Here is a 26,933-nt window from a genome sequence, read left to right on the forward strand (position 1 = left end):
AGAAGAGAAGTATGAATATGTTACTGGCCAACATACAGAATTCCATTGGCGTTGACAGCATTTCGCTGCTCATCGCGATTCTGACATTCCTGGCATTTGTCATGGTATGGGCTATCTATCGTATCAATCTGCTTCGTATCCATAAGAATGCCGAGCACACCAAGGACTTGCATACCATCATGCGACGCACGCTGGACACTGGCAAGAACTTTGTGTTAAAACTCTCGATACAAGACCGCTATGCCGTGAACATGTATGGTGACTTCCTACCCCAAAATGGTATGAGCTATCAGGAATGCCTCAACTACATACACCCGGAAGACGTCATCATATATCAGGAATTCCTGGCTAGTCTGATTCATGGACAGAAAACCGCAGAATGTACAGTCCGATGGGACCGAAGCGGGGAAAAGCATCAGGGCGACTGGCAATATATGCATGACACGGGTATTGCCGAATATACTGAAAACCACAAGACGCCCCAGTACATATTCTGTACACTGACCGACCGAACGGAAGAGATGCTCCGGGAACAGAAAGAACAGATTCTGACAGACCGGTATCGACAATTCTTCGGACAGAAAATCGCCGGTCTGGCCTTCTACGACAAAGACGGGCATCTGTTGTATGTCAACAAGAAGATGAGAGACATCCTGAAGTTCCAGTCAAAGGATGATCCTTACTATTTCAGCCATACGCTCTACGATCTACCGACCTTCCGTAATGTACTGACAGAGAGGAAAGCCGAAGAGCTATATTTCTGTACGAAGAGTATGATCGTGGAACGCGGTGTAAACTGCTACACCGAGTTGCGCGTACACCCCATCAACGATGAGAACGGCGAACTGACCTATATAACCTTCTCTATCCGAGATATCACACAGGAACGTGAGCTCTACCTGCAGAACAAGCAGAAAGACCTGGAGATACGGCGTGCCAACGAGAATATTCAGCAATATGAGACAGAGTTGAAGTACCTGATGGAGACCTGCAACATGAGATTCTTCCGCATCTCGGTAGCTGAAGGATGCTGTACCTTCTACAAAACTCAGGTCCAACCAGAAAAGAAGATAGCCATCGACAAGCTGGAGAGCTATTTCGTGGACGATGCCTTCAAAGACGGTCTGCAGAGATATCAGGAGTATTTCAACGAGCCTAGAGCAATACTGACACAGATACATCCGTTCTTCGGCGACTCTGACGAGTTGCAATGGAACTATATAGACAGTGTGCCCTATTTCGACAAGCACGGAAAGATGGCCGGGACCTATGGCATCGTGCGCAACGTGAATGAACTGATGGAGAAACAGGAACGTCTGAAGCAAGAGACAGAACGAGCCAACCAGTCGGGATTGATGAAGAGTACATTCATGGCCAACATGACGCATGAGATACGTACTCCCCTGAATGCCATTGTAGGCTTCTCGGACGTATTGTCTATGCTCCCCTCATCTGAGGAGAAGCAGGAGATTGTCAAGGTGATTATGAACAACTGCGACATGTTGCTCAGGCTGGTGAATGACATTCTGGCCATCTCATCACTGGGCGATGGCGGTATAGACTTCAAACCCGACAAGGTAGACTTTGCCAAGGAGTTCGACAGCATCTGCACCTCACTGGAGCAGCGTGTGCAGAATCCTAACGTGACATTTATCAAAGATAATCCATTGGAGCACTTCTTCATAGAGATTGACAATGGCCGTACACAACAGGTCATCACCAATTTCGTGACCAATGCCGTGAAATACACCCAAAAAGGGCATATCAAGGTAGGATACAAGCCACAGGAGCGCGACGGCAAGAGCGGTATATATCTATACTGCGAAGACACCGGCGCAGGCATCTCACAGAAAGATCAGGGGAAGGTGTTCGACAGATTCGTGAAACTGAACGACTTCATCCAAGGCACTGGTCTTGGGCTTAGCATCTGTAAAGCCATTGCAGACGGATGTCACGGACAGATTGGTCTGTTCTCGGAAGGAGAAGGCAAGGGATCGACATTCTGGATATGGATTCCATGTGAGAGATATGACAGTTAAGAACATATAAGGACGATATAAATTATCATGATAAGTTTTAAGAGAAAATATGGTATGAGAGGAACATGGCTGGCAAAAATACTGGCGACAATCATCGCCTTACATTGCACGCCCATAACTGCCGACGCTATCACCAGTCCTCAGGACAGCATCACGGTATATAACGAAGCGCGACCGCTCATCTATGAAGACGCATGGGATCTGTGGCCCTACGTTTTCCTGAATGAGAATGGTGAGCCCGACGGCTATAATATAGATCTGCTTAAGATGATATTCAAGGAACTGGACATTCCTTATATCATCAAGCTGAAACCTACACTGGAAGCACAGGCTGACCTGAAGAACAGGAAGTCGGACCTGATGTTGAGAATGGATGCCAGTTTCTCAAGAGACAATGCATCATACGGCAAATCAATCGTACAGTTGTTCACCCACAGTGTCGTGACACCCAAAAGCAAGAAAATAACGGTCCGTTCTGGAACGGACATGGCCGGACATACCATTATTGTACACGAAGGCAGTTTTAGCCACTACATGATAAAAGAACATGCATGGGCATCAGACATCGTGGGATATGACGACATGCAGGAAGCGATTCAGAAAGTGAGCGCCGAAGATGACGGCATCATCATCTGGAACACCATGTCGCTGAAATGGCTCATGCAGAAATTCCAGACAGACAACCTGCAACTAGACCCCATTGACCTGCCCTACGGAGAGTATAAGTTCTTTGCCAACGACCATTATCTGCTGGCACAGTTGGACAGCGTTTATTCCAAGCTGAGAGCCAACGACAAACTGACACCCATTCAGAACAAGTGGTTCTACCCGGAACTGAAGGAGTCGGGCATTCCCTCGTGGATATGGAATCTGATTATCGTGCTGGCTATTATCGCAATTGGCATCATCACCTACTTCATTATATATAAGGTGCGTGAAAACAAAATGACCAAAGAGGTGCGCAGAAGCAACGAGCGCCTCTCGCTGATACTTCAGACCAGTCATGTGGGACTATGGACTTATCATGTGGAAACGCAGGTTTTCACCATGATGGACGAGCATGGGAAACCTGAGAAGAACTACACATCGCTGGAATTCTCGCGTCTGTATAACCCTACGGACTTCAAGCGTATGATTGAGGCGCTAAAGCTACTCATAGAAAACAAGGAAGAAACGATTACTCTGGAATTGAAAGCCAAGCCTTATGAAGAGGCTACGGAAGAAAAAGACTTTATAACCACGCTCTCTGTCCTGCAGCGCAACAAACGAAACAAGGCGACGGTGATTATCTGCTCTGAGAGTGATGTGACAGAAGACAGAATGCGCCAGATGAAGACAAAAGACTCACGACTGCGCTATCAGACACTCTTCGAGACAGCCTTAGTGAGTATGACCTTCTTTGATGAAAACGGCATCATGACCGACATGAACGAGAGAGCTACCAGGACTTTCGGTATTCAACGTCAACAGATAGGACAAGCAAAAATCAGAATCCAAGATGTAACAGACGTCGAGGATATTCTGGATCAGGATTTCGAGGTATTCCATGCCACACGCATTATTAACAATGATGAGCAGGACACCCCTATGAAAGGGCTGTTGGGAGGAGGAAAACGCTTTTACGAGATGCAAATCCTGCCTGTGTATGACGAAGGGAAACGTATCGGCTTCTTTGGCTCCGGGCGAGAGGTTACCGAGGTGGCACGCAGTTACCAGCAGTTGCAGAAGAACATCAGTCAGCTGCAGGAAGCCACCAGAGAAGTTACAGAATACATACAAAACATCGACTATGTGCTCTCTGTTGGAGGTGTAAGCATGGCGAGATACCATCAGGATACCCACACACTGACCATCTACAGTGAGATCAACAAGGAAAAATACTCACTGACACAGACCAGGGCGCTCTCGTTTGTTGACCTGTCATCTGAGAAACAGGCTTTACGCATCCTGAACAAGATGGACACGTTACAGGAAGGGGCTATACACGCAGACATCAAGACCAATATACGCAGGAAAGGCATTCCCATGTATCTGCAGATGCACTTCATTCCCACCTATAAGAATGGGAAAATTGTAGAGTATTTCGGCATGTGTCGTGACATCAGTGAGATCAAGGCCATTGAGGCAAAGTTGGCACAAGAAACCATCCGCGCTCAGGAGGTGGAAGTTGTGAAGAACGCCTTCCTGCATAACATGAGTCACGAAATCCGCACGCCACTGAACTCTGTAGTAGGATTCTCGGAACTGTTTGAAATGGAGCATAGCCAGGAAGACGAGGCCATCTTCATCAAGGAAATCAAAAACTGTTCAGCTGCTCTGCTGAAACTCATCAACGACATCCTGTTCCTTTCACGTCTGGATGCAGGAATGATTACCATCAATCAGCGTCCAACGGACATTGCCGCTATCTTCAAAGACAAGTGCGAAGCCATCTGGAGTCACAAAAAGGTGTCGGGCGTTGACTATCTGGTAACCAGTCCGTACAAGAGACTGGTGGTTGAGATTGACGAGTCGAACGTATTCATGATTATAGACAAACTGATAGCAAATGCCATCCAGCACACCACAAAAGGCTCGATACTGGCACGCTACGACTATATAGGAGACCAACTGGTCGTTTCGATAGAAGATACTGGCGACGGTATTCCTTCAGATGCCATCCACCACATCTTTGAGCGATTTGTTACCGGTGCCAATAATGGCGTTGGTCTGGGACTGAGTATCTGTCATGAACTGATAGAATACATGGGCGGAAAGATTCAGTTGAAATCGGAGGAGGGTGAGGGTACTACCGTCTGGTTCACCCTACCCTGCAAAGTGGTGGAAATGGAACGTAACTAAAAAGTGACATCATGACGAAAAAGATATATATACTCATTGCAGCCTGTGTACTGTCGTTCTGTAACGTTCTGACAGCCAAGGCTCTGTTTATACGCGAATATACCGAAGAGCATCCGCTCGTTATTGTAAGCGACTGGGAATTTCCACCCTATGAATTCAGAAATGACAAGGGTGAGCCTGACGGATATAACATAGAAGTGCTTGACCTGATTCTGACAAAACTCGACATTCCACACGTTTTCCAGATGAAAGAGTGGTATCAATGTACCGAGGCCTTTGAGAAACGCGAGGCGGACCTGATACACGCCTTGTCATACATGTTCAGACGACGTCCTTATGTGATGACGCAGAACATGATAACCTATTACAACGTAAAGGCAGCCAGACTAAGAACGACGCCACCACTGAAAAGACTCAGTCAGCTGACTGAGGCCGACACGCTTGTACTGAAGAAGAACGACTACGTGGCCTTGCGCATTTCTGAAATCAAGGAGCACCCCTTCAAAGTAGAATATCACTCCTCAAGAGAAGCGCTGACAGGCATTCATTCCGGCAAATACAAATACTATCTATGGGGAGAGATTCCCCTTGCTACGAAAGTGAAGGAATATGGTGTTAACGGCGTGGTGCTTGATGAGACCGACATCCCTGCAGGGGAGTTACGAATCATTGGCTATGACAAAGACCTTATCGATGCCATAGACGATAACTTTGCACGTTTGGAGCAATCGGGAAAGCTAGAGAAGATTCGCGATAAGTGGTTTCACCCGGAGCGCGTGCACAACGACACGTCGCCTGTTGCCCTGATTATCCTGTCGGGTATTATCATTTTCGGTATTATAGCCCTCTTACTCAGCCGACTGATTCGTAGTCGTGTGAAGGCTGCCATCAACAAGACCGTTGAGACGAACCAGATGATGACTCTGGCCCTGAACATGGGTAAATACTATGTGATAGAGTATGACCTCCACACCCATCACCTCAGGAATATCTACGGAGATCTGCTGCCTGAAGAGGGAGCTTCTGACGAGTACTACAGATCACATATCCATCCCAACGAACAAAGCAAATTGGGTAATGAAATCAGACAGATGTCTATGGGAAAGACCCATTGGGAGGCAAAGATACACTGGAACATGGGTACAGAAGAAATGCCCGACTGGCGCTATCTGGAAGGCGATGCCGTGATAGAGATGAAAAACGGCAAGCCACGCTACATCATCAACACCCTCAAGGATATGACAGAAGAAGTGCGTGAGGAACGCCTCAACCGAGAAATCGGAAACAAATACCAGCGCATGCTGAGTACCAGTCTGATTGCCATGTCATACTACGACAAAGACGGTGTGTTTCTCGACGCGAACGAGAAGATGAAACAACTCTGCGAGTTCAACAAAGATAACGAAAGATATTTCCATTCCCTCTCACTCTTCGATACCACCTTCCTAAAAGGTCAGTTTGATCCCAAAAGCAAGGATAACTTCCATATCTGCCAGCGTATGTTCTACCCCGAGATGGGCATCTTCAAGTATGTTGAACTGAAAATACGTCCTACCTACGATGAAGACGGAGAGCTTCGCTTCTTTATCGTGACAGGACGAGACCTGACTGCCGAACGCCAGATGTATCTGGAACTGCGCAGGCACGACAAGGAGATACAAAACGCCAGTGAAGCCATCAACCGTTATGAGAAACAGCTGCGCTATCTGCTTGAGAACAGTAAGATGTATGTATGGAAATCGAATCTGAAGTCACGCGAAATCACCTTCTCGCGTTCACTGCGTAATTACGACCAGAAGAGTTCCTTGGACGAATACACTGCAAGCATGTATGACAACGAGCAGTCTGATTCGAGTTCAGCCATTCAGGACAAGGACACTATGGACAAGCCCTTCAACGTAATTCACCACTTCAAGCACACCCATTTCTCGAAAAAGCCTGTCTGGATGGCTATCAGTGGTATTCCAACCTTTGACAGGGACGGAAACAGAATCGGCTATTTCGGAGTAGAGCGCGACATCACAGACCTCATGGAAGCTCAACAGAAGTTGAAGGAGGAGACAGAACGTGCAGAAGACTCAGGAAAGATGAAGAGCGCATTCCTTGCCAACATGACGCATGAGATACGTACACCGCTGAATGCCATCGTAGGTTTCAGCGACCTGTTACCGATGGTAGACTCGAAGGAGGAACGTATGGAGTTTATTCGTATCATACGCAACAACTGCGACATGCTGATGCGACTGATCAACGACATCCTGGAAGCCTCGAACATGGGACAAGCACTTTCCATCAAGCCGGAAAAGGTTGACTTCTCCAAAGTGTTTAATGACATATGCCAGATTCTGGCACAGCGTGTTCAGGAAGCTGGCGTGGAATTCATCAAAGACAACCCCTACGACACTTTCCCTGCCACTATCGACATTGGCCGCATACAACAGGTGTTGACCAATTTCACCACCAACGCCGTGAAGTATACGCACAAGGGACATATAAAATTGGGCTATAAGGAACAGGACAACGGCATATATTACTATTGCGAGGATACGGGTACCGGTATTCCCAAGGAGAAACAGGCCAGCGTTTTTGAACGTTTCGTGAAACTGAACGACTTCGTACAAGGGACAGGACTGGGACTAAGCATCTGTAAAGCCATTGCCGAGCGCTGTGGAGGAAAGATCGGTGTCACTTCGGAAGGCGAAGGACACGGCTCGACCTTCTGGCTCTGGACCCCAAGAATTATTAACACCTCTAACGACACTCAAGACTGACTATGCAAAAAAGCAAATATCTGCTCGCCAACGACCGAGACCTGTTATGGGGACTCACAGTGAGTACCATTGGACGCGAAGAGATTCTTCCTGGCGACCCCTATCCTACCAGGGGGCATGCTGACGGTTACTATTTCAACATTGAGAAAGGGCGTATACTAAACGAATATCAGTTACTATACAACCCAGAGGGTGAAGGCATCTTTGAAAGTGCCCACTGCAAGAAAACCATCATCAAGCCTGGCGATATGTTTCTGCTGTTTCCCGGCGAATGGCACACCTATCACCCCAATCCACACACAGGTTGGAAGAGCTACTGGATTGGTTTCAAAGGCAGGAATATGGACGATCGCGTAAAAGCGGGATTTCTGTCGCCCGAAAAGCCTATCTACCACATTGGCTATTCGTCAGACATAGAGCATCTGTATCGCACAGCCTACGAAGTGGCGATAGAAGAGGCAGCCTATTCACAACAGGCCATGGCCGGTATCGTGAACCACCTGATAGGACTGATGTACTCATTGGAAAGGAACATGGAACTGAGCAAGAACCAGCAACAGGTAGACATGATCAGCAAAGCCAGACTGATGATACGTGAATCGCTGGAGTCAGACCTTACCATCCAGCATATTGCAGAAGACCTAGGCGTGAGCTACAGTAACTTCCGCAAGCTCTTCAAAGAGTACACCGGTCTGTCGCCAGCCACCTATCAGCAGGAGCTCAGACTGCTCAGAGCCAAGGAGATGCTCACCACTACCGACTATAGCATCAAGGAGATAGCCTACAGACTGAACTTTGAAAGTCCAGACTACTTCTCGGCCAAATTCAAGGCCAAGATGGGATTCAAACCCAGTGAGATAAAAATGAAATAAAAAATCCCCGCCTGTTTGGGCGGGGATTTTTATTTAGAACAACAACATTCGCTCTAACCAGTAAATAAGTATTCCCGAGAGATAGCCAACGAAAGCCACCCAGGTGATCTTTTTCATATACCAGCCGAAAGTAATCTTTTCCAGTCCCATGACAACGACACCTGCGGCAGAACCGATAATCAGCATGGAACCGCCAACACCGGCACAATAAGCCAGCAACTGCCAGAAGATGCCGTCGATAGCCATAGCACCCTCGGGAGCAACGGGGTACATACCCATGCAACCAGCCACGAGAGGTACGTTGTCAACGATTGACGACAGCACACCGATAATACCATTGATGAGGTAGTAGTTGCCTGAGAAGGCTTCGTTGAGTCCCTCGCCAAGCGCTGCAAGTACACCAACTTCCTGCAATACGGCAACAGCCATCAGAATGCCCAGGAAGAACATGATGGTTGAGAGGTCGATTTTGGAAAGGAGGTCTGACACACGCTTTGCCATTGTGTCATCCTCTGCGGTGTTGTGGTGGAAAATCTCGGTGGTGGTCCAGAGTACGCCCAGCACAAGTAGGATACCCATGAACGGCGGGAGATGCGTCAGTGTCTTGAAGACTGGCACAAAGCAGAGGCCGCCTACACCCAGCCAGAAGATAATGTTGCGCTGAGACTTAGTGAACTGGCTGATTTCGGCCTTAGGCAGATTCTGCTCCTTGTCGAACTTGCCTTCGAGCTGATACTGCAGGATAAAGGCAGGCACAAGCATTGAAACCAGTGAAGGAATGAAAATCTCGGTGAGTACGCCCTGTGTTGTGATGACGCCCTTAATCCACAGCATGATAGTGGTTACGTCGCCAATTGGAGAGAAGGCTCCACCCGAGTTAGCAGAGATGACTACCAACGCAGCATATATGAGTCGGTCTTCACGGTTCTGCACAAGTTTGCGAAGCACCATAATCATCACAATTGAGGTGGTAAGGTTGTCGAGGATAGCCGACAAGAAGAACGTCATGAAAGCCATCCGCCACATAAGTTTACGCTTTGAGCGTGTCTTCATGGTGTCGCGCACGAAGTTGAAACCGCCGTTCGAATCGACAATTTCCACGATGGTCATGGCACCCATCAGGAAAAATAGCGTTCCTGCGGCATCACCCAGGTGATGCTCAATGACCTCGGCAATATGATGAATCACTTCTTCGCCGGCAATCGCAGGATAATAGGCGGCAGGGCCCATCATCAGCAGCGTCCAGCAGAACACGCACATCAGCAGGGCAATAGCAGCCTTGTTGATCTTCGTCACACTCTCCAGAGCTATACACAGATAGCCAATACAAAAGATAGTGACAATCAGAATCGTTAATGTTGACATTTGTACCTTATTTAATATGTTTATTTGAAATTGCGTGCAAAGGTACGAAATAAAATCAAATATTCAAGTCCAAAAATCAAATAATTATGGTATGTATATTAAAAAGTCCGTACCTTTGCCAACAAATCTGCTAATCAAACAAAAAATTAAAGATGAGAAATAAAAAGTGTTTCTTTGCCGTAGACCTCGGAGCCACTAGTGGCAGAACGATCATCGGCCATATCGATAACGGGAAATTCAATCTTGAGGAAGTCACCCGCTTCCCCAACAATCTCATAGAACAAGGCGGTCATTTCTACTGGGACATCTATGCCCTTTATCTCGAGATTATCAAGGGACTGAAAGAGGCAGCCCGACGCGGACTGGAAATTACGAGCATAGGCATCGACACCTGGGGCGTCGACTTCGTGTGCATCGGCAGCGACGGCGCCATCCTGAGGAATCCACGCGCCTATCGCGACCCCATCACCTTCGAGGCGATGGACAACTATCTGGCACATGTCATCTCGAAAAAGGAGGTATATGACATTACTGGCATCCAGTTCATGAACTTTAACTCCCTTTTCCAGCTCTACGCCATGAGACGTGAAGGCAACTCTGCCTTAGAGCATGCAGAGAAAATCCTGTTTGTGCCCGACGCGCTGAGTTGGATGCTGACAGGTCAGGCGGTATGTGAATATACCATAGCCTCGACTTCGCAGCTGCTCGATCCCAGGACCAAGCAACTCGATGAACGCTTGCTGACCAGTCTGCAACTGACTCGCGAGAAATTCGGCAAGATGGTAAACCCAGGCACGGTGATTGGCGTACTGACAGAAGAAGTACAGAAGCTGACGGGCTTAGGAGCTGTACCCGTGATAGCCGTTGCAGGCCATGACACAGCCTCAGCCGTAGCTGCCGTACCTGCCAAAGACGAGAACTTTGCCTACCTGTCGAGTGGCACGTGGAGTCTGATGGGTATTGAGACAAAAGACGCCATCATCAACGAGCAGAGTTATGAGCGCAACTTCACCAATGAAGGAGGTATCGGCGGAACCACCCGTTTCCTGAAGAACATCTGTGGCATGTGGCTCTATGAGCGCTGTCGTATGGAGTGGCCTGAGGAAGTAAGAAAGCTCTCACACCCGGAGTTACAGGGATCGGCCATGCAGGTAGAGCCCTTCCGCTCTATCATCAATCCCGACGATGCGCAGTTTGCCAACCCCGACTCGATGATAAAGGCCATACAGGCCTACTGCCGCAACACGCAACAGCCTGTACCAGAGACTCCGGCAGAGATCTGCCGCTGCATCTTCGACTCACTGGCCCTGCGCTACAAGCAGGTATTCCAATGGATGCAGGAACTTGCTCCTTTCAGATTCGATGTGTTACACATCATCGGCGGTGGAAGCCTGAACAAATATCTGAACCAGTTTACCGCCAACGCCACAGGGGCCACAGTGCTGGCAGGCCCTCAGGAGTGTACAGCCATTGGCAACATCATGCTGCAGGCCCAAACTGCAGGACTGGTAGGCGACATCTGGGAGATGCGCCAGACAATAGCCCACTCGCTGGAACTCGTGAGATACGAGCCCACCGACGAAGATGCCTGGAACCAGGCCTACGAGAAGTATATTAAAAATATTAATAAATAAAAAAACAAACGATTTATGAAAGCAGAACTGATTGAAAAAGCTTATGCCGTAGCGAAAGACCGCTACGCAGCCATCGGTGTAGATACTGACGCCGTACTCGACCAACTACAGCAGCAGCAGATTTCACTGCATTGCTGGCAGACTGACGATGTGGTTGGTTTTGAGCGCAACGAAGCTCTCAGCGGCGGCATTCAGACCACAGGCAACTACCCCGGTCGTGCCCGCAATATCGATGAGGTGCGTCAGGACATCGAATTTGTCAAAACCCTCATAGCTGGTAACCACCGTCTGAACCTCCACGAGATTTACGGCGACTTCGGCGGTAAGTTCGTTGACCGCGACCAAGTAGAAGTGAAGCACTTCCAGAGCTGGATCGACTGGGCCAAGGATAACAACATGAAACTCGACTTCAACTCCACCTCGTTCTCTCACCCCAAGAGTGGCGAGTTGAGTCTGTCAAATCCCGACAAGGGCATCCGCGACTTCTGGATTGAGCACACCAAGCGCTGCCGACGCATCGCCGACGCCATGGGTAAGGCTCAGAACGACCCCTGTATCATGAACATCTGGGTACACGACGGTGCCAAGGACATGCCCGTACAGCGCAAGAAATATCGCGAGATCCTCGCTGCCTCGCTCGATGAGATTATGGAGGAGAAACTCGACGGCGTGAAGAACTGCTTCGAAGCCAAGTTGTTCGGTATCGGTCTTGAGAGCTACACCGTTGGCTCTCACGACTTCTACACAGCCTATTGTGCCACCCGCAAGCAGATGTACACCATCGACACTGGTCACTACGAGCAGACTGAGAATGTCAGCGACTTTGTCAGCACGCTGCTCATGTATGTGCCCGAGCTGATGCTCCACGTGTCACGCCCTGTTCGTTGGGACTCTGACCACGTAACGATTATGAACGACCAGACCCTCGACCTCTTCAAGGAGCTGGTACGTGCCGACGCCCTCGACCGAGCTCACGTAGGTCTCGACTACTTCGACGCCTCAATCAATCGTATCGGTGCCTACCTCGTTGGTACCCGTGCCACACAGAAATGCATCCTGCAGGCTCTGCTCGAACCCAAGCAGTTGCTGCGCCAGTATGAAGACAATGGTCAGAACTTCGAGCGTCTGGCTCTTATGGAAGAGGCCAAGTCGATGCCTTTCGGTGCAGTGTTCGATTACTTCAACCTCAAGAACAACGTCCCCGTAGGCGAGGAATACATCGCTGCCATTCAGAAATACGAAAAAGACGTCACTTCAAAGCGTAACTAATGGAAATCTTTTTAGGACTCATCATCATAGCCATCGGCGCTTTCTGCCAGTCGAGCTGCTACGTGCCCATCAATAAGATTAAGGACTGGTCGTGGGAGACCTACTGGATTATTCAGGGTGTGTTTGCCTGGCTGGTGCTGCCCCTATTGGGCGCGCTGCTGGCTGTTCCCGCGGGTCATTCGCTGTGTGAGTTGTTCACAGCCACTCAGTCGTTCAACATCTGGATGACCATCTTCTTCGGTGTACTCTGGGGCGTTGGCGGTCTCACGTTCGGCCTCTCCATGCGCTACCTCGGCGTAGCCCTTGGTCAGAGTCTCGCCCTCGGCACATGTGCCGGTCTTGGCACCATCCTCGGTCCCATATTACTCAACGCATTCTTCCCCGAGTTGAATGCCCTTGAGTCGCTCACCACAGCTGTTCTCATCGGTGTCATCGTCACCTTGGCAGGCATCGCCATCATCGGTGTTGCAGGTAATATGAAAGCAGACTCTCTCTCCGAGGAAGAGAATCGCGAAGCCGTTAAAGACTTCAACTTCTCCAAGGGTCTCGCCATTGCTTTGCTGGCAGGTCTCATGAGTGGCTGTTTCAACGTAGGTCTCGAGTTCGGAAAGGGCATCAACTTCGGCTATCTCACCAATCCCATGTTCCGCACACTACCCGCCACGCTGCTAGTCACGCTGGGTGGTTTTGTGACTAATGCCATCTATTGTTTCTATCAGAATCAGAAGAACCACACATGGGGCGACTATAAGAAAACCGCCGTATGGGGTAACAATCTGCTGTTCTGCCTACTGGCAGGCGCCCTGTGGTACAGTCAGTTCTTCGGCCTCTCTCTGGGAAAGGGTTTCCTCACCGAGAGTCCCACCCTCACTACGCTGGCTTTCTGCATTCTCATGGCACTCAATGTGGTGTTCTCCAATGTGTGGGGCATCATCCTCAAGGAGTGGAAGGGCTGCTCGCGCCGCACCATCGCCGTACTCATTGTCGGCATCGTGGTGCTAATCATCTCCTGCTTCCTACCCCAACTGATTTAGGAAAAAGGTAAAAGAAATTTAAAATCCCAAGATCATCTTTATGGTTTTGGGATTTTTTATGTACCTTTGCAACCGTTAATCTTACGTGTAAAGACACTAAGATCAAACACAAAAACAAAAAAAACAATTATGAATAAAAATCAACTGTTTACCTTAACCGCTATGTGCGGTCTCTTAACCCTGAGTTCATGTTCTCAGGAAGTGATTAACGAAGAATTGGCAATGCCCAACAGTAATCTGACTGTCATCACACGAAGCACTGGAGATGCAAAAGTTGCTTACCCCGTCAGACTTTATGTCTTTGACAGTGCCAACAAGTGTAAAGCCATGCAGACACTTGAGAGCGCCGAAGATGTCATCGGAATCAGGTTAGTAGAAGGCGCCTATGACGTCTATGCAATCGGTGGTGCCGACGAGACGCGCTACGTGCTGCCAGACATAGATAATGCTTCGAAAACATCTGTCATCTCACTACAGGAAGGACAGACACACGGTGACTTGATGGCAGGTCATTCTACAGTGACCCTGTCTGCCGATGGCAGCAATTCGCTGACGATAGGTCTGGAGAGGAAAGTGCTGCAGGTTAAAAGCGTTGTTATCAAGAATGTGCCAGAAGAAGCAAAGGCTGTATGCATTAAGATTGCTCCTATCTATGAGTCGATGCTCTTAAATGGCAGATACCAAGGAACAAACAACAACAGCACCATTAGCCTGACTAAACAAGACGACAACACGACATGGAAGATGGAATCAGACGCCAACTTCTTATTTCCATCAATAGACAAGCCCACCATCACTGTCAGTATCGACAACACTTCTTATTCCTATACTTGTGAAAAGGAACTGACTGCCAATTACAGGTTTAACATTGAAGGAAACTTCAACGAATCACCGACAGGTTCCCCAGAGGTAACACTTACAGGAACTATCACTGGTGCTGTATGGGATGGAGAGAAAGAGATTTCCTTCGATTTCGGCGATAAAGCGGATGACAATGACAATAACGACAAGCCATCCACAGATATGCCCGAAGCAGGCTCAGTCTATAACGGGTGCTTTGTCTTAGCTGTTGACGGGAAGAATGTGACGATTTTATCACCTACTCAGAAAAACAACATATATGGCATTGCAGAGAACAAAAAAGATCAAGAGAAACTAGCAGAAATCATTAATAATGAGCTCGCTGCATGGGATCAAACGATCTCAACCAATTGGAGACTCATGACTAAAGAAGAGGCTGAATTCATACGTTCATCAATAACCTCCATTAATCAAGAGAGTATTGGAGAGATATTTCGTACAGACCAATCTTATTTATGCATAGGGGATGGAACTATTTACGCTTCTACTCAAAATGGCTTTATTGAAGGAGCAATGGCTGCTTCCTACCTCCGCCCAGTAACAACGATAACGATTCAGTAAACAATTCATTTCAACAGAGATACGTCAGTTTTGTGGCGTTCAAACGGCTTGTACCAACATTAATAACAAATCCCCAGCACTTCACAGTGCTGGGGGTTTTTCAATTTAAACCAAAATATATAGTCAGTAGCTTGTTTGTTCCTATTTGGGGAGGCTGAACGCCAGCGTCATCTCAGCCAGCTGCTCATCGCTCATGCCATCGGGTTCGAAACCCATGGCCTTGGCATTGATATAGATCTTAGCGCTCTTGGAGAGGACATCAATCTGATCGAAGGCATCCATCACGTCGAGCCCCTTAGCGAAGACGCCGTGTTTCTCCCACATCACAACATCGTAGTCCTCAAGCTCTTTCAGCGTAGCCTCAGCCAGGGCATTAGAACCCGGCAGGGTGTAAGGCACAATGCCCAGGCCCAGTGGACAGAAGGCCTTGGTCTCAGGAATCATGGACCAGAGAAGCTTGGTGAGCACATCCTTGCCGAGGAACTTCTTGGAGTGGCTCATGGCCACGAGTTCTATCGGGTGAGTATGAACAGTGGCTTTGTAGGGACTGCCCTTCTCGATGAGACTGGCATGAACCGTGAGATGGCTGGGAAGCTCGGAGGTGGGCATGACTGGATGGTCGGCGATGATAACATAAGAGGCACAATCATCAAGTATACGGATGACGGAAGCATTGTCCATGGGCCAGCGTGCCAAGTCGCGCATACGCTTACCAGTACCTTTGCAGTAGAAATAGCACCCTTTGAGGGCTGGCAGCGACACACCAATCTGCTTCACCTCGCTGATAGCGGGCAGCTGACGAATCTCGTCGTCGACAAGGTCGGTGACATTGACTGTGATATTACCGCCGTTGCGCTCAGCCCATCCGTTCTGCCACAGATAGCCAGCCACTTCGGCGATTTTCTCGACCTCAGCCTTTAAGGCTGAATGACCTTCTAATATACTCTTCATTTCGTTGACTGATTTCTATTTTGCTGCAAAATTAGCTGTATTTTTACTTATCCGACCGCAATTTTTGATTTTTCTCCCTAAAATTATGATTTTCACTAAAAAGTTTGTGGATTCGGGAAAATCTTCGTAAATTTGCACCTTAGATATGAACAACAACCTGCAAGATATAAAATGGAGTGAAAACGTGATTTTGGTAGATGCTGACTACGTAGATAAAGTCGCGTTTAACCTCATTGTGAACTTTGAAAGGATGATAGGTCGCAGGATTCCTCAGGCTGACTTAGCAAAGTGGATTGACTGTGTGGCGCTAGACGGAGGTCTCCGCGAAGGAGAGCACGAGACGCTGGTGGTACTGACTCACAGGAAGGATAAGACAAAGCTGGAGAACTTTGTGCCCGCCGACTATACTCATGATCTGGACGGCAAGGCCTTTAAAGACCATCTGGGGGAGTTTACGATAGGTGCCTACCCGATTGAGAACATTGCCGGCGGAGAAGACTATTTCACGGAGGCGTTGCAACTGATTGCGGCACAGAAGGACGTGAAGCGCGTGATGGTGATACCTGATGCTGAGAACAGCAATATATATAATAAGGTACGCGACACGCTGAACCGACTAGACGATGACAACAAGCGCATCACCGTGTTTGCAATGCAACCCATGCCAGGAGGCAACTTCAGACAGGAGATTCTGGGCTACTCGCTGATGGCAGCCCTTGGCATCAGTTCGGATGAAATCAAGGAAAAATAATAAATTGTAAGATATATGGCAAAGGTATTAATGATTGGCGCCGGTGGCGTCGCTACGGTAGCTGCATTCAAGATTGCTCAGAATGCTGACGTGTTTACCGACTTTATGATTGCCAGCCGTCGCAAGGAGAAGTGCGACAAGATTGTTGCCGACATTCACAAGGCTGGCTACAAGATGGACATCAAGACCGCTCAGGTGGATGCCGACGATGTAGAACAGCTGAAGGCACTATTCAGCGACTACAAGCCCGAACTTGTGATTAACCTGGCCCTGCCCTATCAGGACCTGACCATCATGGATGCCTGTCTGGCCTGCGGCTGCAACTATCTGGACACGGCCAACTACGAGCCTAAGGACGAGGCGCACTTTGAGTACTCATGGCAGTGGGCTTACAAAGACCGGTTTGAGCAGGCTGGACTGACAGCTATCTTAGGTTGCGGCTTCGACCCGGGTGTGAGCGGTGTATACACGGCTTATGCTGCCAAGCACCACTTCGATGAGATTCACTATCTGGACATCGTGGACTGCAACGCTGGTGATCATCACCATGCATTCGCAACCAACTTCAACCCAGAAATCAATATTCGCGAGATTACCCAAAAAGGACTCTACTATAAAGACGGACAGTGGATTGAAACTGAACCGTTGGAGATTCACAAGCCGCTGACTTATCCTAACATCGGTCCCCGCGAGAGCTATCTGCTGCACCACGAGGAACTGGAGAGTCTGGTTAAGAACTATCCCACCATCAAGCAGGGACGATTCTGGATGACCTTTGGCGAGCAGTATCTGAAACATCTCGACGTGATTCAGAACATCGGCATGAGCCGTATTGACGAGATAGAATACGAGGCGCCTCTGGCCGACGGTACAGGTACTGCCAAGGTGAAGATCGTTCCACTGCAGTTCCTGAAGGCCGTACTGCCGAACCCACAGGATCTGGGTGAGAACTACGAGGGCGAGACCTCCATCGGTTGTCGTATCCGCGGTATCAAAGACGGCAAGGAGCACACCTACTACGTTTACAACAACTGCAAGCACCAAGAGGCTTATAAAGAAACGGGCATGCAGGGTGTGAGCTACACCACTGGTGTTCCTGCAATGATTGGCGCCATGATGTTTGTGAAGGGCATCTGGAAGAAGCCGGGTGTGTGGAACGTAGAGGATTTCGATCCAGACCCATTTATGGAACAACTAAACAAACAGGGACTCCCTTGGCACGAGGTGTTTGACGGAGACCTGGAACTTTAACTATAAAATCATATGGCAAAAGAAAAAGACGAGGCACTAACGCCTCAACAAGAAAAAATGAAAGCCCTGCAGGCTGCTATGTCGAAGATTGAGAAAGACTACGGCAAAGGCTCCATCATGCGCATGGGCGACGAACAGATAGAGAACGTAGAAGTGATTCCAACGGGTAGTATCAGCCTGAATGCTGCACTCGGCGTAGGCGGCTATCCAAAGGGACGTATCATCGAGATCTATGGTCCTGAGTCTTCTGGTAAGACTACACTGGCCATCCATGCTATCGCAGAATGTCAGAAGGCTGGCGGCATCGCTGCCTTCATTGATGCAGAGCATGCGTTCGACCGCTTCTATGCAGAGAAACTAGGTGTTGACATTGAGAACCTTTACATCTCTCAGCCCGACAATGGTGAGCAAGCACTGGAGATTGCAGATCAGCTGATTCGCTCGAGTGCCATCGACATCATCGTCATCGACTCTGTGGCAGCCCTGACACCGAAGAAAGAGATTGAGGGCGACATGGGTGACTCTGCTGTAGGACTGCAGGCACGACTGATGAGCCAGGCCCTCCGCAAATTGACATCGACCATTTCGAAGACTAACACCACCTGTATTTTCATCAACCAGTTGAGAGAGAAAATCGGCGTAATGTTCGGCAATCCAGAGACTACCACAGGTGGTAACGCCCTGAAGTTCTATGCGTCTGTACGTTTGGACATCCGTCGCGTAACCAGTATCAAGGATGGTGACAACGTGATTGGCAACCAGGTGCGTGTGAAGATTGTAAAGAACAAAGTGGCTCCCCCCTTCCGCAAGGCCGAGTTTGAAATCACCTTCGGCGAGGGCATCTCGAAGATTGGCGAGATTGTCGACCTCGGTGTAGAGTATGGCATCATCAAGAAGAGCGGCTCATGGTTCTCTTATGGAGAGTCGAGACTGGCTCAAGGACGTGATGCGGTGAAGGTACTGCTCAAGGATAATCCAGAGCTTTGCGAGGAACTCGAAGCACAGATTATGCAGGCTATTACGGATAAGGCGTAAAAAGCATAAAAGGCGTAAAAAAGATCAATCCCCCAGCCATTCGGTTGGGGGATTGATCTTTTTATCTTGTTATTTAAAGCGGTGTTCCATTCTTCATCACCTTCTTACCCATCTTAGAATTCGGTCGCTTGACACTCGGAGTCTTGACAGGAGCAGGACCATCCTTCGTCGTTGTCTTATCTACCGTACCAGCGCCAGTGAAATGCACAACTAACTGTTTGTTGTTCGAACGGTTGAAGATCCACGTATACGTACCGTTCTCGCCATGCTCTATCATATCGGGCTCACCTGCGGCCATCATCACCTCATCCTCTGAGAAACCAATACCTACGTGACCTGCACGGATCATGGCACGACTGGCCTCGCTGGTCTTCACCTTCTTGCCAGGACCAGGAGCAAAGATATAGCCGAAATACTCATCCTGCTTCTCTGCACGATGCTGGTCGAGCACCATATCACAATAGAAATAGGTACCAAGCGTAGTATTCTTCAACTTAAGGGTAGCCTTATCGTCATTCTTATGAGGATTGATGGCTTCTATCTGATATTCTGCCAGACGAGGAATAGCCTGAACCTTCTTCGTGGTCTCATTCAGCATCTTCGTCGGGTACTTCGTATGGATAATCTTACCCAGATAAACCCTGTAGTTGTAGCTATTGATAGCCATGATATCATCAACCATCTCAAACGAGCCACCGAATAGATACTTGGTGTTATCCATAATGAACTCATCGTCGCGCATACCACTATTGGTCTTTGAGATAGCCACATTCTGGAAGAACTCATTGCCATCTTTGTCCTCTACGATAATCTTGACAGGGAAACTGCGAGAACCCACACCAACGGCAATCACTCTCACCTCCATGTCCTTATCAACGACCACGTCTTGGAATCCCTCGCCATCATACTCTGTATCAATACGGAAGAACTGGGTCTTGGTAAAGAGCGTTCTGCCCATCAGCTTTTCACGGGCAATATCAACATCGCCCAAATAAGCCAATGTGGGTACCCCCGTCTTGGTATAGCAATAATCCTCGAAAGAACCACTGGGGATCTCATAATAATAAGACTTTCCATTGTCCTGACACAGAAAATCGATGCGAGCGTGTCCGTCGGTGCTCTCATGATGCCCCTTGTATACCATAATCTTGTATTTCAAGGGCATACTACTCACCTCCTTACCTGTCGCAGCGTCGGTGAATGTCTTCACAACCAAGTCGTACTTCTCAGGCATCACCATGAATTTCATACCTTCCTGCCAATCACAGAGACTGTAGAACTTAAAGTTATGACCGATAAAATCCTTGGCCTCCTCAACCTCCTGCTGAGCAGCCGCCAACTCATCTGCCATCTGCGTCTGAGCACTCTTCTTAGCTCCCTTAGTCTTCACGATATAGGGATTCTCCTGAGCCGAGACTGTCAAAAAGGCAAGAGCCATACAGGCTGTAAAAATCATTCTTCTCATGACTATCTATAGTTTTAATTGGATTCCGAGTGCAAAGATAAGAGAATTACGGGACATAACAAAATAATTTATGCCAAAATGACGCGACAGAAAACATTTTTTCTCAAAAAAGACATTTTGGCACATGCTTTGCTTACCAAACCATGTCAAAATGAGTATAAATTAAAAAATATAAGAATTATGGGAAAGATTATTGGAATTGACTTAGGAACTACCAACAGCTGTGTTGCCGTATTCGAAGGTAACGAGCCAGTAGTAATTGCCAACAGCGAAGGTAAGCGTACAACACCTTCAGTAGTTGGTTTTGTTGAAAACGGTGAGCGTAAGATCGGTGATCCTGCCAAGCGTCAGGCCATCACTAACCCGAAGAACACTGTTTACTCTATCAAGCGTTTCATGGGTGAGAACTGGCAGCAGACAGAAAAGGAGATTGCCCGCGTGCCATACAGCGTCGTTAACGAGGGAGGTTATCCCCGTGTTGACATCAACGGACGCAAGTATACTCCTCAGGAAATCTCTGCCATGGTGCTCCAGAAGATGAAGAAGACTGCCGAGGATTATCTCGGACAGGAGGTGACAGAGGCTGTCATCACAGTTCCAGCCTACTTCTCAGACTCTCAGCGTCAGGCAACTAAGGAGGCTGGTCAGATTGCCGGTCTCGAAGTAAAGCGTATCGTCAACGAGCCTACAGCAGCAGCTCTGGCTTATGGTGTAGATAAGGCAAACAAGGATATGAAGATTGCCGTATTCGACCTCGGTGGTGGTACATTCGATATCTCAATCCTTGAGTTTGGTGGCGGTGTGTTCGAAGTACTCTCTACCAATGGTGATACCCACCTGGGTGGTGACGACTTCGACCAGGTCATCATCGACTGGCTGGTACAGGAGTTCAAGAACGACGAGGGTGCCGACCTGAAGAGCGATCCCATGGCTATGCAGCGCCTGAAGGAGGCTGCCGAGAAGGCTAAGATTGAGCTGTCTTCAAGCACCTCTACCGAGATCAACCTGCCTTACATCATGCCTGTAGCAGGTGTACCTAAGCACTTGGTTAAGACTCTGACTCGTGCTAAGTTCGAGCAGTTGGCTCACGACCTTATCCAGGCTTGTCTGGCTCCATGTCAGAAGGCAATGGCTGATGCCAAGCTGAACACCTCTGATATCGACGAGGTTATCCTCGTAGGTGGTTCAAGCCGTATCCCTGCTGTTCAGACTCTGGTTAAGAACTACTTTGGCAAGGAGCCTTCAAAGGGTGTAAATCCAGACGAGGTTGTTGCTGTAGGTGCTTCAATTCAGGGTGCTATTCTGAACAAGGAAGGTGGCGTAGGCGACATCGTACTGCTCGACGTAACTCCGCTGACACTGGGTATCGAGACTCTTGGTGGTGTGATGACCAAGCTGATCGAGGCTAACACAACCATTCCTTGCAAGAAGAGCGAGACATTCTCTACCGCTGCTGACAATCAGACAGAGGTAACCATCCACGTTCTGCAGGGTGAGCGCCCAATGGCAGCTCAGAATAAGAGCATCGGTCAGTTCAACCTGACAGGTATTGCTCCTGCCCGTCGCGGTATTCCTCAAATCGAGGTAACCTTCGATATCGATGCCAACGGTATCCTCAAGGTTTCTGCCAAGGATAAGGCTACAGGTAAGGAGCAGGCCATCCGCATCGAGGCTTCATCAGGTCTGTCACAGGACGAGATCAACCGCATGAAGGCCGAGGCTGAGCAGAACGCCGAGAACGATAAGAAGGAACGCGAGCGTATTGACAAGCTGAATCAGGCAGACTCTATGATCTTCCAGACCGAGAATCAGCTTCAGGAACTTGGCGACAAGATCCCCGCTCAGCACAAGCCCGCTATCGAGCAGGCCCTGCAGCAGTTGAAGGATGCCCACAAGGCTGGCGACGTTGCAGCCATCGACACTGCTATCGCAGCCCTCAATGCAGCATGGCAGACTGCTTCTCAGCAGATGTACCAGGGTGCACAGGGACAGCCTGGCGGCGACCAGTTCAATGGTGGTCAGCAGCAGTCTCAGCAGGATGCCGGGCAGAAGCCAGAAGACATTCAGGACGCTGACTTCGAGGAGGTTAAGTAACTCACATTATTATAATAGGAAAGAGGTGCAGATTTGTCGTCTGCACCTTTTTTTTATTAGACACAAGCAAATAGCAAAATTTGGATTATTTATCGACTACTCAAGCTCTTTTATCTACTAATTACACAACGCAACCCGTTAGTTAACTTTTATTAACTATGTTTTACACACAACATATCGTTGTTTTTCTTATATTTGCACAAATTATAACTAAGAGATTAATACATGTACTAATTTAACCTTTTGCGATTATGAATAAGAGAAGTAATTTTGGAATTATAACGATTGTAGCCAGCATAGTGGGTACGATGGTGCTCTCGTCGTGTAGTCATGAAGAAGCTTTCTACAATGAGGAGAAAGTTGAAACGAGTGTTAACGACAAGTATGCCGCCGCTTTCGAGAAAGCGTTTGGTAAGGTTGGCCCCAATGTCGACTGGGGTTTTGGCCGCCAGCATACCTATTCACGCGGCCTTACACGTGCTGTAGGCACGTATGCTTCGTACAAAGGCAATATTCAGCCTACTATTTCTTTCCCCGAAGACTGTGATGCCAGCAAATTTGAACCAGATCTCACGAATATACCTTCTTATGAAGAATATTTGATAAGCAAAGGTACAGCATGGTGGCATCCTGAGGAAATCAACGATGGTGGAGTTGTCTATATCGACGCAGTCCAGCCTATTAAGATCTCTGGCGGCACAGAAGAAGCACATGCAAAACTTTACATCAAGGCTGGAACGTATGATTTCACAGGTGTATCGTTTGATTTAGGCCAGTATACTGACTTGTATCTATTAGAAGGTGCAACTGTTACATTTGATAACACCGTAGCTTCTACAGCCAAATTTGATGTATACATTGCTTCGGGAGCCGAGTTAATAGCAAATGGTGATGATGGTTTAGTAGCGAATTCCGGTGCACATGTATATAACCATGGTACAATTACATGTTCTAAGTTTGGAGTTAACTCGTCAAGTTTTCTCTATAATGTAGGTACTTTGTCAGCAGGAACTGTTAGTGCCGAAAGTAATGAAAGCCGAATCGTCAACGATGCCACCATTAATTGTGCCACTGTTGTAGTGAACGCCGGTGCCGTGCAGAACAATGCCGAGTGGTCCGTTACGGGTACTACCAAGGTCAATTCCAACAACTCTGGCTGGGTAAACAATGGCCATTGGACTACTTATGATTATGCTTATATTGGTGGGAGCGTGAACGTGATTAATAATTGCCTGCTTACGGTGACTCACGACTTTGAAATGAATATTTCATCCAATACCGGAGCCTTTAAGATCGATACTGGCGGCGGTGTGGAGACCGCTAATTTCTATGGTGGTAGAGATTCTAGCACAGGTGCCATTTCTGGTCCGTTTAAAATCGTAATGGGGCAGAATGCCGTATTTAAGGTTACAGGAACAGCTCAGTTAGAGTCAGGACGTAGTGATGACGAAGGATTTGGAATTTTCGGTCCTACTTCAGGTGAATATGCTGTATTCCAGGCTAAGGATATTGTTAGAGACTCATATCTCGCAAGTATAAACAGCCATGGCGCAGTGACCTATGGCGGCAACCTATACGTTTCTGCAGAAACGCATTTTGCGCAGGGCAACGATGGTAGTGGAAATAAGTTTATTTATGAGAAAGACGGTTTCAGTATAGCTAACAATATCTACGCTGCAGGCTTTAACTCAGGCAAGCCCAGTATAAACATTCCAGAGACACCATGTAGTCCAGGTTTCGTAGGCGGTAACCCACTCTATCGTGTAATTGCAGAGGATCTGTCGGCCTCAGAAGCTGGCGACTTCGACTTCAACGATGTTGTTTTCGACGTAGTGAAGGCAGAAGGTGGCAAGACTACACTGAAGCTGATCTGCGCAGGTGGCACGCTTCCTCTGAGAGTGAGAGGCTCTGGTGAATCCGAGGGCAGGGAGGTTCACGAAGTATTCGGAGATACGACTCCTATGCTCGAGAAGCACCCGATGTATAACACCGGTGCCGGACCTGAAGTACCCGCCACAGAATTTACCGTTAATGGCACGTACATCACCCCCGCAGATATTAAGAGAATCATTATCGAGGTCTATAAGGACAACGTGTGGATGGAGCTCAAAGCCACTACTGGTGAAGCAGCCTGCAAGATCCTAGTCGACGATACGTTCAAGCCCGTTAGTGAGCGAAGAAATATTGCTAACGAAAACAAGAGATTCACCGACTATGTACAAGGTATATTCGTGGATGATTTCTGGTGGAAATAGTCACACCTAATCATATAACAAACATATAGGGCCCGCTAAGATGCGAGCCCTATATGTTTATCGAATATCCACGCTCAACAATCCACCGATGGTCGATATCAGGCGACTGCGGTGTGAACTGTGGTATGAATTTCCCATCATGTATCACTTTTCTATATATCTTACTAGATATCAACCAATTAAATGAAGTGATAGATGTTTTCTTTCTATCACTTCCATCACTCATAGTAAATAAAAGGACAGGTGCGACGGATTTTGTTGCACCTGTTTTTTTGTTGTATTGGCAAATTTGTATACCTTTGCAGACAATAATCATGATCATGTATAAGGATTATCCAGACAAGATGACGCCTGAACAGGCTCGGAGATTCTGCAATGATGTGCTTAACATCGTGGCACAGATTCCTTATGGACATGTTACGACCTATGGTACTGTCGCTGCATGGGCAGGATGGCCAAGTCATTCCCGAATGGTTGGACGTACACTTCGCTATACTCCCGGGACAGAACAACTACCTTGTCATCGTGTCGTCAATAAAGAAGGGCGCACTGCCCCCGGTTGGAGTAAGCAGCGCACCCTGTTAGAGGAAGAAGGTGTGACATTCAAGCCCAATGGTCGCGTAGACATGCATCGACATCAATGGGAGCCTGACTTCCATATTTGATAAGCGTTACTCTAGGGAATTAAAGATTGCTTCTAACGTTTCTTGATGATATCCGGGGAGTATAATATGGTGATTACCGATAGGCTCTGTCAGGAAGTAGGAGGTCTGAGACTTGTCTGCGAGATGAATGATCTGCTGGGTGCGACAGAGATCGGCCTTTGCCTGACTCTGAATCAGTTCTCCCTCTGTTACGAAACAGCGAGAGAGGTTGCCTGACACCTTGAAGATAGTAACAGGCCCTGGCTTCATATAGCCACGGATACCTACGCCTATACCTGATTCGAAATGGGTGTCATACTCATAGCGTTCCACCATATCCAAAGGAATCGTACAATGTGCAAAAAGCATCTCACCCGTCTCAGGATCGATTCGAGATGGATTGGCCTGGAATCCTGACAGTCCTGTCAGTGAACGGGCAACCATCATCGACAGCATGGCAGGCACATCGCCTTCGCAACCTGCCACGTAACCTTCGGCGTTCAGCTTTGCCAACGCTAAGCATCCCGTATTCTTGATGGCCGTCAGAAGGTCAAAGCAACGCAGTGTAAAACCTTGCAACTGGTACTTGGCAATAACATCCTTCAAGGCCATGTATATTCTATTAGCGCCAGGAAGTGCACGTTTCACCATCTCAACATCTGAGGTTTCATGAGATGCCGACTCCGGAGTCATGGCAAGGACATCGAGAAGTTCCTGCATCGGGATATCCACCAGTTCAATGCCTAACTGACTTCTCACGGCATCATAGTCGGCCTGACTGGAAATCAGCCAATCGGAGGGCTGACCAATCACTCCCAGACGGCAGCCTTTCAGTTGTTTCCTTACTTGGCACACCTTTGCCAAGAGACTGACACGTTTCCGGATATAGCTGGCACTGCCATGGATGATTTCTCCCTTAAGATTGTTCTGACGAAGATAAGAGAGAATCTCCATTGAAGCCGCCAACGAGTTACTCTTTCCAGATGTCAGGAGATAGAAGGGTGCATGGTCCGACTTCTCCAGCAATGACGGGAGCAATCTCTTAAAGATGCCCTCCGTACCACCCGTCCGGACATAAATCAAGCTCAAGGCACAGCTGCCATAGTCAGTATAATCGTTACCCTTGAAAGCATAGCCTATACCAAGACTCTCAAGAAACTCCTTGGTCACAGCACCCACACTTTTCTCGTCGTGAAGTTCTGACGTGAGTGTATAAATAGATATCTTTTCTGTCTGCATA

At 48.1% G+C, this 26,933-nt stretch carries 18 protein-coding genes; 14 read left to right on the top strand and 4 right to left on the bottom strand.

The window, feature by feature from the left end; all coding sequences use genetic code 11:
- Window positions 1-11: 11 nt before the first annotated feature.
- The 4 genes from T325_RS12280 to T325_RS00940 are packed head-to-tail and all read left to right on the top strand — an operon-like array spanning window position 12 to window position 8,523.
- Complete coding sequence (locus T325_RS12280; protein ID WP_081910995.1) at window positions 12-2,039, top strand: PAS domain-containing sensor histidine kinase; 2,028 nt, start codon at window positions 12-14, stop codon at window positions 2,037-2,039.
- 27 nt (window positions 2,040-2,066) lie between these two features.
- A complete protein-coding gene (locus T325_RS00930) occupies window positions 2,067-4,880 on the top strand; it encodes an ATP-binding protein (RefSeq protein WP_081910996.1) in 2,814 nt (937 codons plus the stop codon).
- An 11-nt stretch (window positions 4,881-4,891) separates the two neighbouring features.
- On the top strand, window positions 4,892-7,651 hold the full coding sequence (locus T325_RS12285) for an ATP-binding protein (RefSeq protein WP_051949634.1): 2,760 nt from the start codon (window positions 4,892-4,894) through the stop codon (window positions 7,649-7,651).
- Between the two features lie 2 nt (window positions 7,652-7,653).
- Window positions 7,654-8,523, top strand: a complete 870-nt coding sequence (locus tag T325_RS00940) for an AraC family transcriptional regulator (RefSeq protein ID WP_036909630.1) — start codon at window positions 7,654-7,656, stop codon at window positions 8,521-8,523.
- Window positions 8,524-8,556: 33 nt separating this feature from the next.
- Here the strand turns inward: T325_RS00940 and nhaD are convergent, their stop codons facing one another.
- Window positions 8,557-9,888 carry a sodium:proton antiporter NhaD gene (nhaD, locus tag T325_RS00945; RefSeq protein WP_036909632.1) on the bottom strand — a complete coding sequence of 444 codons (1,332 nt, stop codon included), beginning with the start codon at window positions 9,886-9,888 and terminating at the stop codon, window positions 8,557-8,559.
- 152 nt (window positions 9,889-10,040) lie between these two features.
- On the opposite strand from nhaD, the gene T325_RS00950 reads away from it, so the two are divergent.
- The 4 genes from T325_RS00950 to T325_RS00965 all read left to right on the top strand — a co-directional run bounded on the left by T325_RS00950 (window position 10,041) and on the right by T325_RS00965 (window position 15,247).
- Window positions 10,041-11,522 carry a rhamnulokinase gene (locus T325_RS00950; protein WP_036909633.1) on the top strand — a complete coding sequence of 494 codons (1,482 nt, stop codon included), beginning with the start codon at window positions 10,041-10,043 and terminating at the stop codon, window positions 11,520-11,522.
- 15 nt (window positions 11,523-11,537) lie between these two features.
- The gene (locus T325_RS00955; RefSeq protein WP_036909635.1) at window positions 11,538-12,791 is read left to right on the top strand and encodes an L-rhamnose isomerase; all 1,254 of its coding nucleotides are present in this window, start codon (window positions 11,538-11,540) and stop codon (window positions 12,789-12,791) included.
- A complete protein-coding gene (locus T325_RS00960) occupies window positions 12,791-13,825 on the top strand; it encodes an L-rhamnose/proton symporter RhaT (protein ID WP_036909637.1) in 1,035 nt (344 codons plus the stop codon). Before T325_RS00955 ends, T325_RS00960 begins: the two co-directional genes overlap by 1 nt.
- Window positions 13,826-13,954: 129 nt before the next feature.
- Window positions 13,955-15,247 (top strand): FimB/Mfa2 family fimbrial subunit, encoded by a 1,293-nt coding sequence (locus T325_RS00965; RefSeq protein WP_156097614.1) that lies wholly within the window; start codon window positions 13,955-13,957, stop codon window positions 15,245-15,247.
- A 141-nt stretch (window positions 15,248-15,388) separates the two neighbouring features.
- Here the strand turns inward: T325_RS00965 and rhaD are convergent, their stop codons facing one another.
- Window positions 15,389-16,198: a rhamnulose-1-phosphate aldolase gene (gene rhaD / locus T325_RS00970; protein WP_036909640.1), complete on the bottom strand. Its 810-nt coding sequence runs from the start codon at window positions 16,196-16,198 to the stop codon at window positions 15,389-15,391.
- Between the two features lie 145 nt (window positions 16,199-16,343).
- Here rhaD and T325_RS00975 point away from each other — a divergent pair, with 145 nt between their 5' ends.
- The 3 genes from T325_RS00975 to recA are packed head-to-tail and all read left to right on the top strand — an operon-like array spanning window position 16,344 to window position 19,235.
- Complete coding sequence (locus tag T325_RS00975) at window positions 16,344-16,949, top strand: DUF6621 family protein (RefSeq protein WP_036909641.1); 606 nt, start codon at window positions 16,344-16,346, stop codon at window positions 16,947-16,949.
- 15 nt (window positions 16,950-16,964) lie between these two features.
- Window positions 16,965-18,200 (top strand): saccharopine dehydrogenase family protein, encoded by a 1,236-nt coding sequence (locus tag T325_RS00980; RefSeq protein ID WP_036909643.1) that lies wholly within the window; start codon window positions 16,965-16,967, stop codon window positions 18,198-18,200.
- Between the two features lie 12 nt (window positions 18,201-18,212).
- Window positions 18,213-19,235 (top strand): recombinase RecA, encoded by a 1,023-nt coding sequence (recA, locus tag T325_RS00985; protein ID WP_036909645.1) that lies wholly within the window; start codon window positions 18,213-18,215, stop codon window positions 19,233-19,235.
- Between the two features lie 73 nt (window positions 19,236-19,308).
- Here the strand turns inward: recA and T325_RS00990 are convergent, their stop codons facing one another.
- Complete coding sequence (locus T325_RS00990; protein ID WP_051949635.1) at window positions 19,309-20,700, bottom strand: hypothetical protein; 1,392 nt, start codon at window positions 20,698-20,700, stop codon at window positions 19,309-19,311.
- A 180-nt stretch (window positions 20,701-20,880) separates the two neighbouring features.
- Between T325_RS00990 and dnaK the strand changes: the two genes are divergently transcribed.
- The 3 genes from dnaK to T325_RS01010 all read left to right on the top strand — a co-directional run bounded on the left by dnaK (window position 20,881) and on the right by T325_RS01010 (window position 25,714).
- Entirely contained in the window at window positions 20,881-22,794 is a 1,914-nt protein-coding gene (gene dnaK, locus T325_RS00995) for a molecular chaperone DnaK (RefSeq protein WP_036910084.1), read from the top strand.
- 251 nt (window positions 22,795-23,045) lie between these two features.
- The gene (locus tag T325_RS12290; protein ID WP_051949636.1) at window positions 23,046-25,049 is read left to right on the top strand and encodes a hypothetical protein; all 2,004 of its coding nucleotides are present in this window, start codon (window positions 23,046-23,048) and stop codon (window positions 25,047-25,049) included.
- 314 nt (window positions 25,050-25,363) lie between these two features.
- Window positions 25,364-25,714 (top strand): MGMT family protein, encoded by a 351-nt coding sequence (locus tag T325_RS01010; RefSeq protein ID WP_369794025.1) that lies wholly within the window; start codon window positions 25,364-25,366, stop codon window positions 25,712-25,714.
- A 6-nt stretch (window positions 25,715-25,720) separates the two neighbouring features.
- Here T325_RS01010 and T325_RS01015 read toward each other — a convergent pair whose 3' ends face one another.
- On the bottom strand, window positions 25,721-26,932 hold the full coding sequence (locus T325_RS01015) for an L-arabinose isomerase family protein (RefSeq protein WP_036910091.1): 1,212 nt from the start codon (window positions 26,930-26,932) through the stop codon (window positions 25,721-25,723).
- Between the last annotated feature and the right edge of the window lies 1 nt (window position 26,933).

Source organism: Prevotella sp. FD3004 (genome assembly GCF_000746155.1).
Classification (GTDB): domain Bacteria; phylum Bacteroidota; class Bacteroidia; order Bacteroidales; family Bacteroidaceae; genus Prevotella.

Excerpts from the sequence above, each read along its gene's own strand:
- T325_RS12280 (WP_081910995.1), top strand. The coding sequence starts at position 12 with ATGAATATGTTACTGGCCAACATACAGAATTCCATTGGCGTTGACAGC.
- T325_RS00930 (WP_081910996.1), top strand. The coding sequence starts at position 2,067 with ATGATAAGTTTTAAGAGAAAATATGGTATGAGAGGAACATGGCTGGCA.
- T325_RS12285 (WP_051949634.1), top strand. The coding sequence starts at position 4,892 with ATGACGAAAAAGATATATATACTCATTGCAGCCTGTGTACTGTCGTTC.
- T325_RS00940 (WP_036909630.1), top strand. The coding sequence starts at position 7,654 with ATGCAAAAAAGCAAATATCTGCTCGCCAACGACCGAGACCTGTTATGG.
- nhaD (WP_036909632.1), bottom strand. The coding sequence starts at position 9,888 with ATGTCAACATTAACGATTCTGATTGTCACTATCTTTTGTATTGGCTAT.
- T325_RS00950 (WP_036909633.1), top strand. The coding sequence starts at position 10,041 with ATGAGAAATAAAAAGTGTTTCTTTGCCGTAGACCTCGGAGCCACTAGT.
- T325_RS00955 (WP_036909635.1), top strand. The coding sequence starts at position 11,538 with ATGAAAGCAGAACTGATTGAAAAAGCTTATGCCGTAGCGAAAGACCGC.
- T325_RS00960 (WP_036909637.1), top strand. The coding sequence starts at position 12,791 with ATGGAAATCTTTTTAGGACTCATCATCATAGCCATCGGCGCTTTCTGC.
- T325_RS00965 (WP_156097614.1), top strand. The coding sequence starts at position 13,955 with ATGAATAAAAATCAACTGTTTACCTTAACCGCTATGTGCGGTCTCTTA.
- rhaD (WP_036909640.1), bottom strand. The coding sequence starts at position 16,198 with ATGAAGAGTATATTAGAAGGTCATTCAGCCTTAAAGGCTGAGGTCGAG.
- T325_RS00975 (WP_036909641.1), top strand. The coding sequence starts at position 16,344 with ATGAACAACAACCTGCAAGATATAAAATGGAGTGAAAACGTGATTTTG.
- T325_RS00980 (WP_036909643.1), top strand. The coding sequence starts at position 16,965 with ATGGCAAAGGTATTAATGATTGGCGCCGGTGGCGTCGCTACGGTAGCT.
- recA (WP_036909645.1), top strand. The coding sequence starts at position 18,213 with ATGGCAAAAGAAAAAGACGAGGCACTAACGCCTCAACAAGAAAAAATG.
- T325_RS00990 (WP_051949635.1), bottom strand. The coding sequence starts at position 20,700 with ATGAGAAGAATGATTTTTACAGCCTGTATGGCTCTTGCCTTTTTGACA.
- dnaK (WP_036910084.1), top strand. The coding sequence starts at position 20,881 with ATGGGAAAGATTATTGGAATTGACTTAGGAACTACCAACAGCTGTGTT.
- T325_RS12290 (WP_051949636.1), top strand. The coding sequence starts at position 23,046 with ATGAATAAGAGAAGTAATTTTGGAATTATAACGATTGTAGCCAGCATA.
- T325_RS01010 (WP_369794025.1), top strand. The coding sequence starts at position 25,364 with ATGATCATGTATAAGGATTATCCAGACAAGATGACGCCTGAACAGGCT.
- T325_RS01015 (WP_036910091.1), bottom strand. The coding sequence starts at position 26,932 with ATGCAGACAGAAAAGATATCTATTTATACACTCACGTCAGAACTTCAC.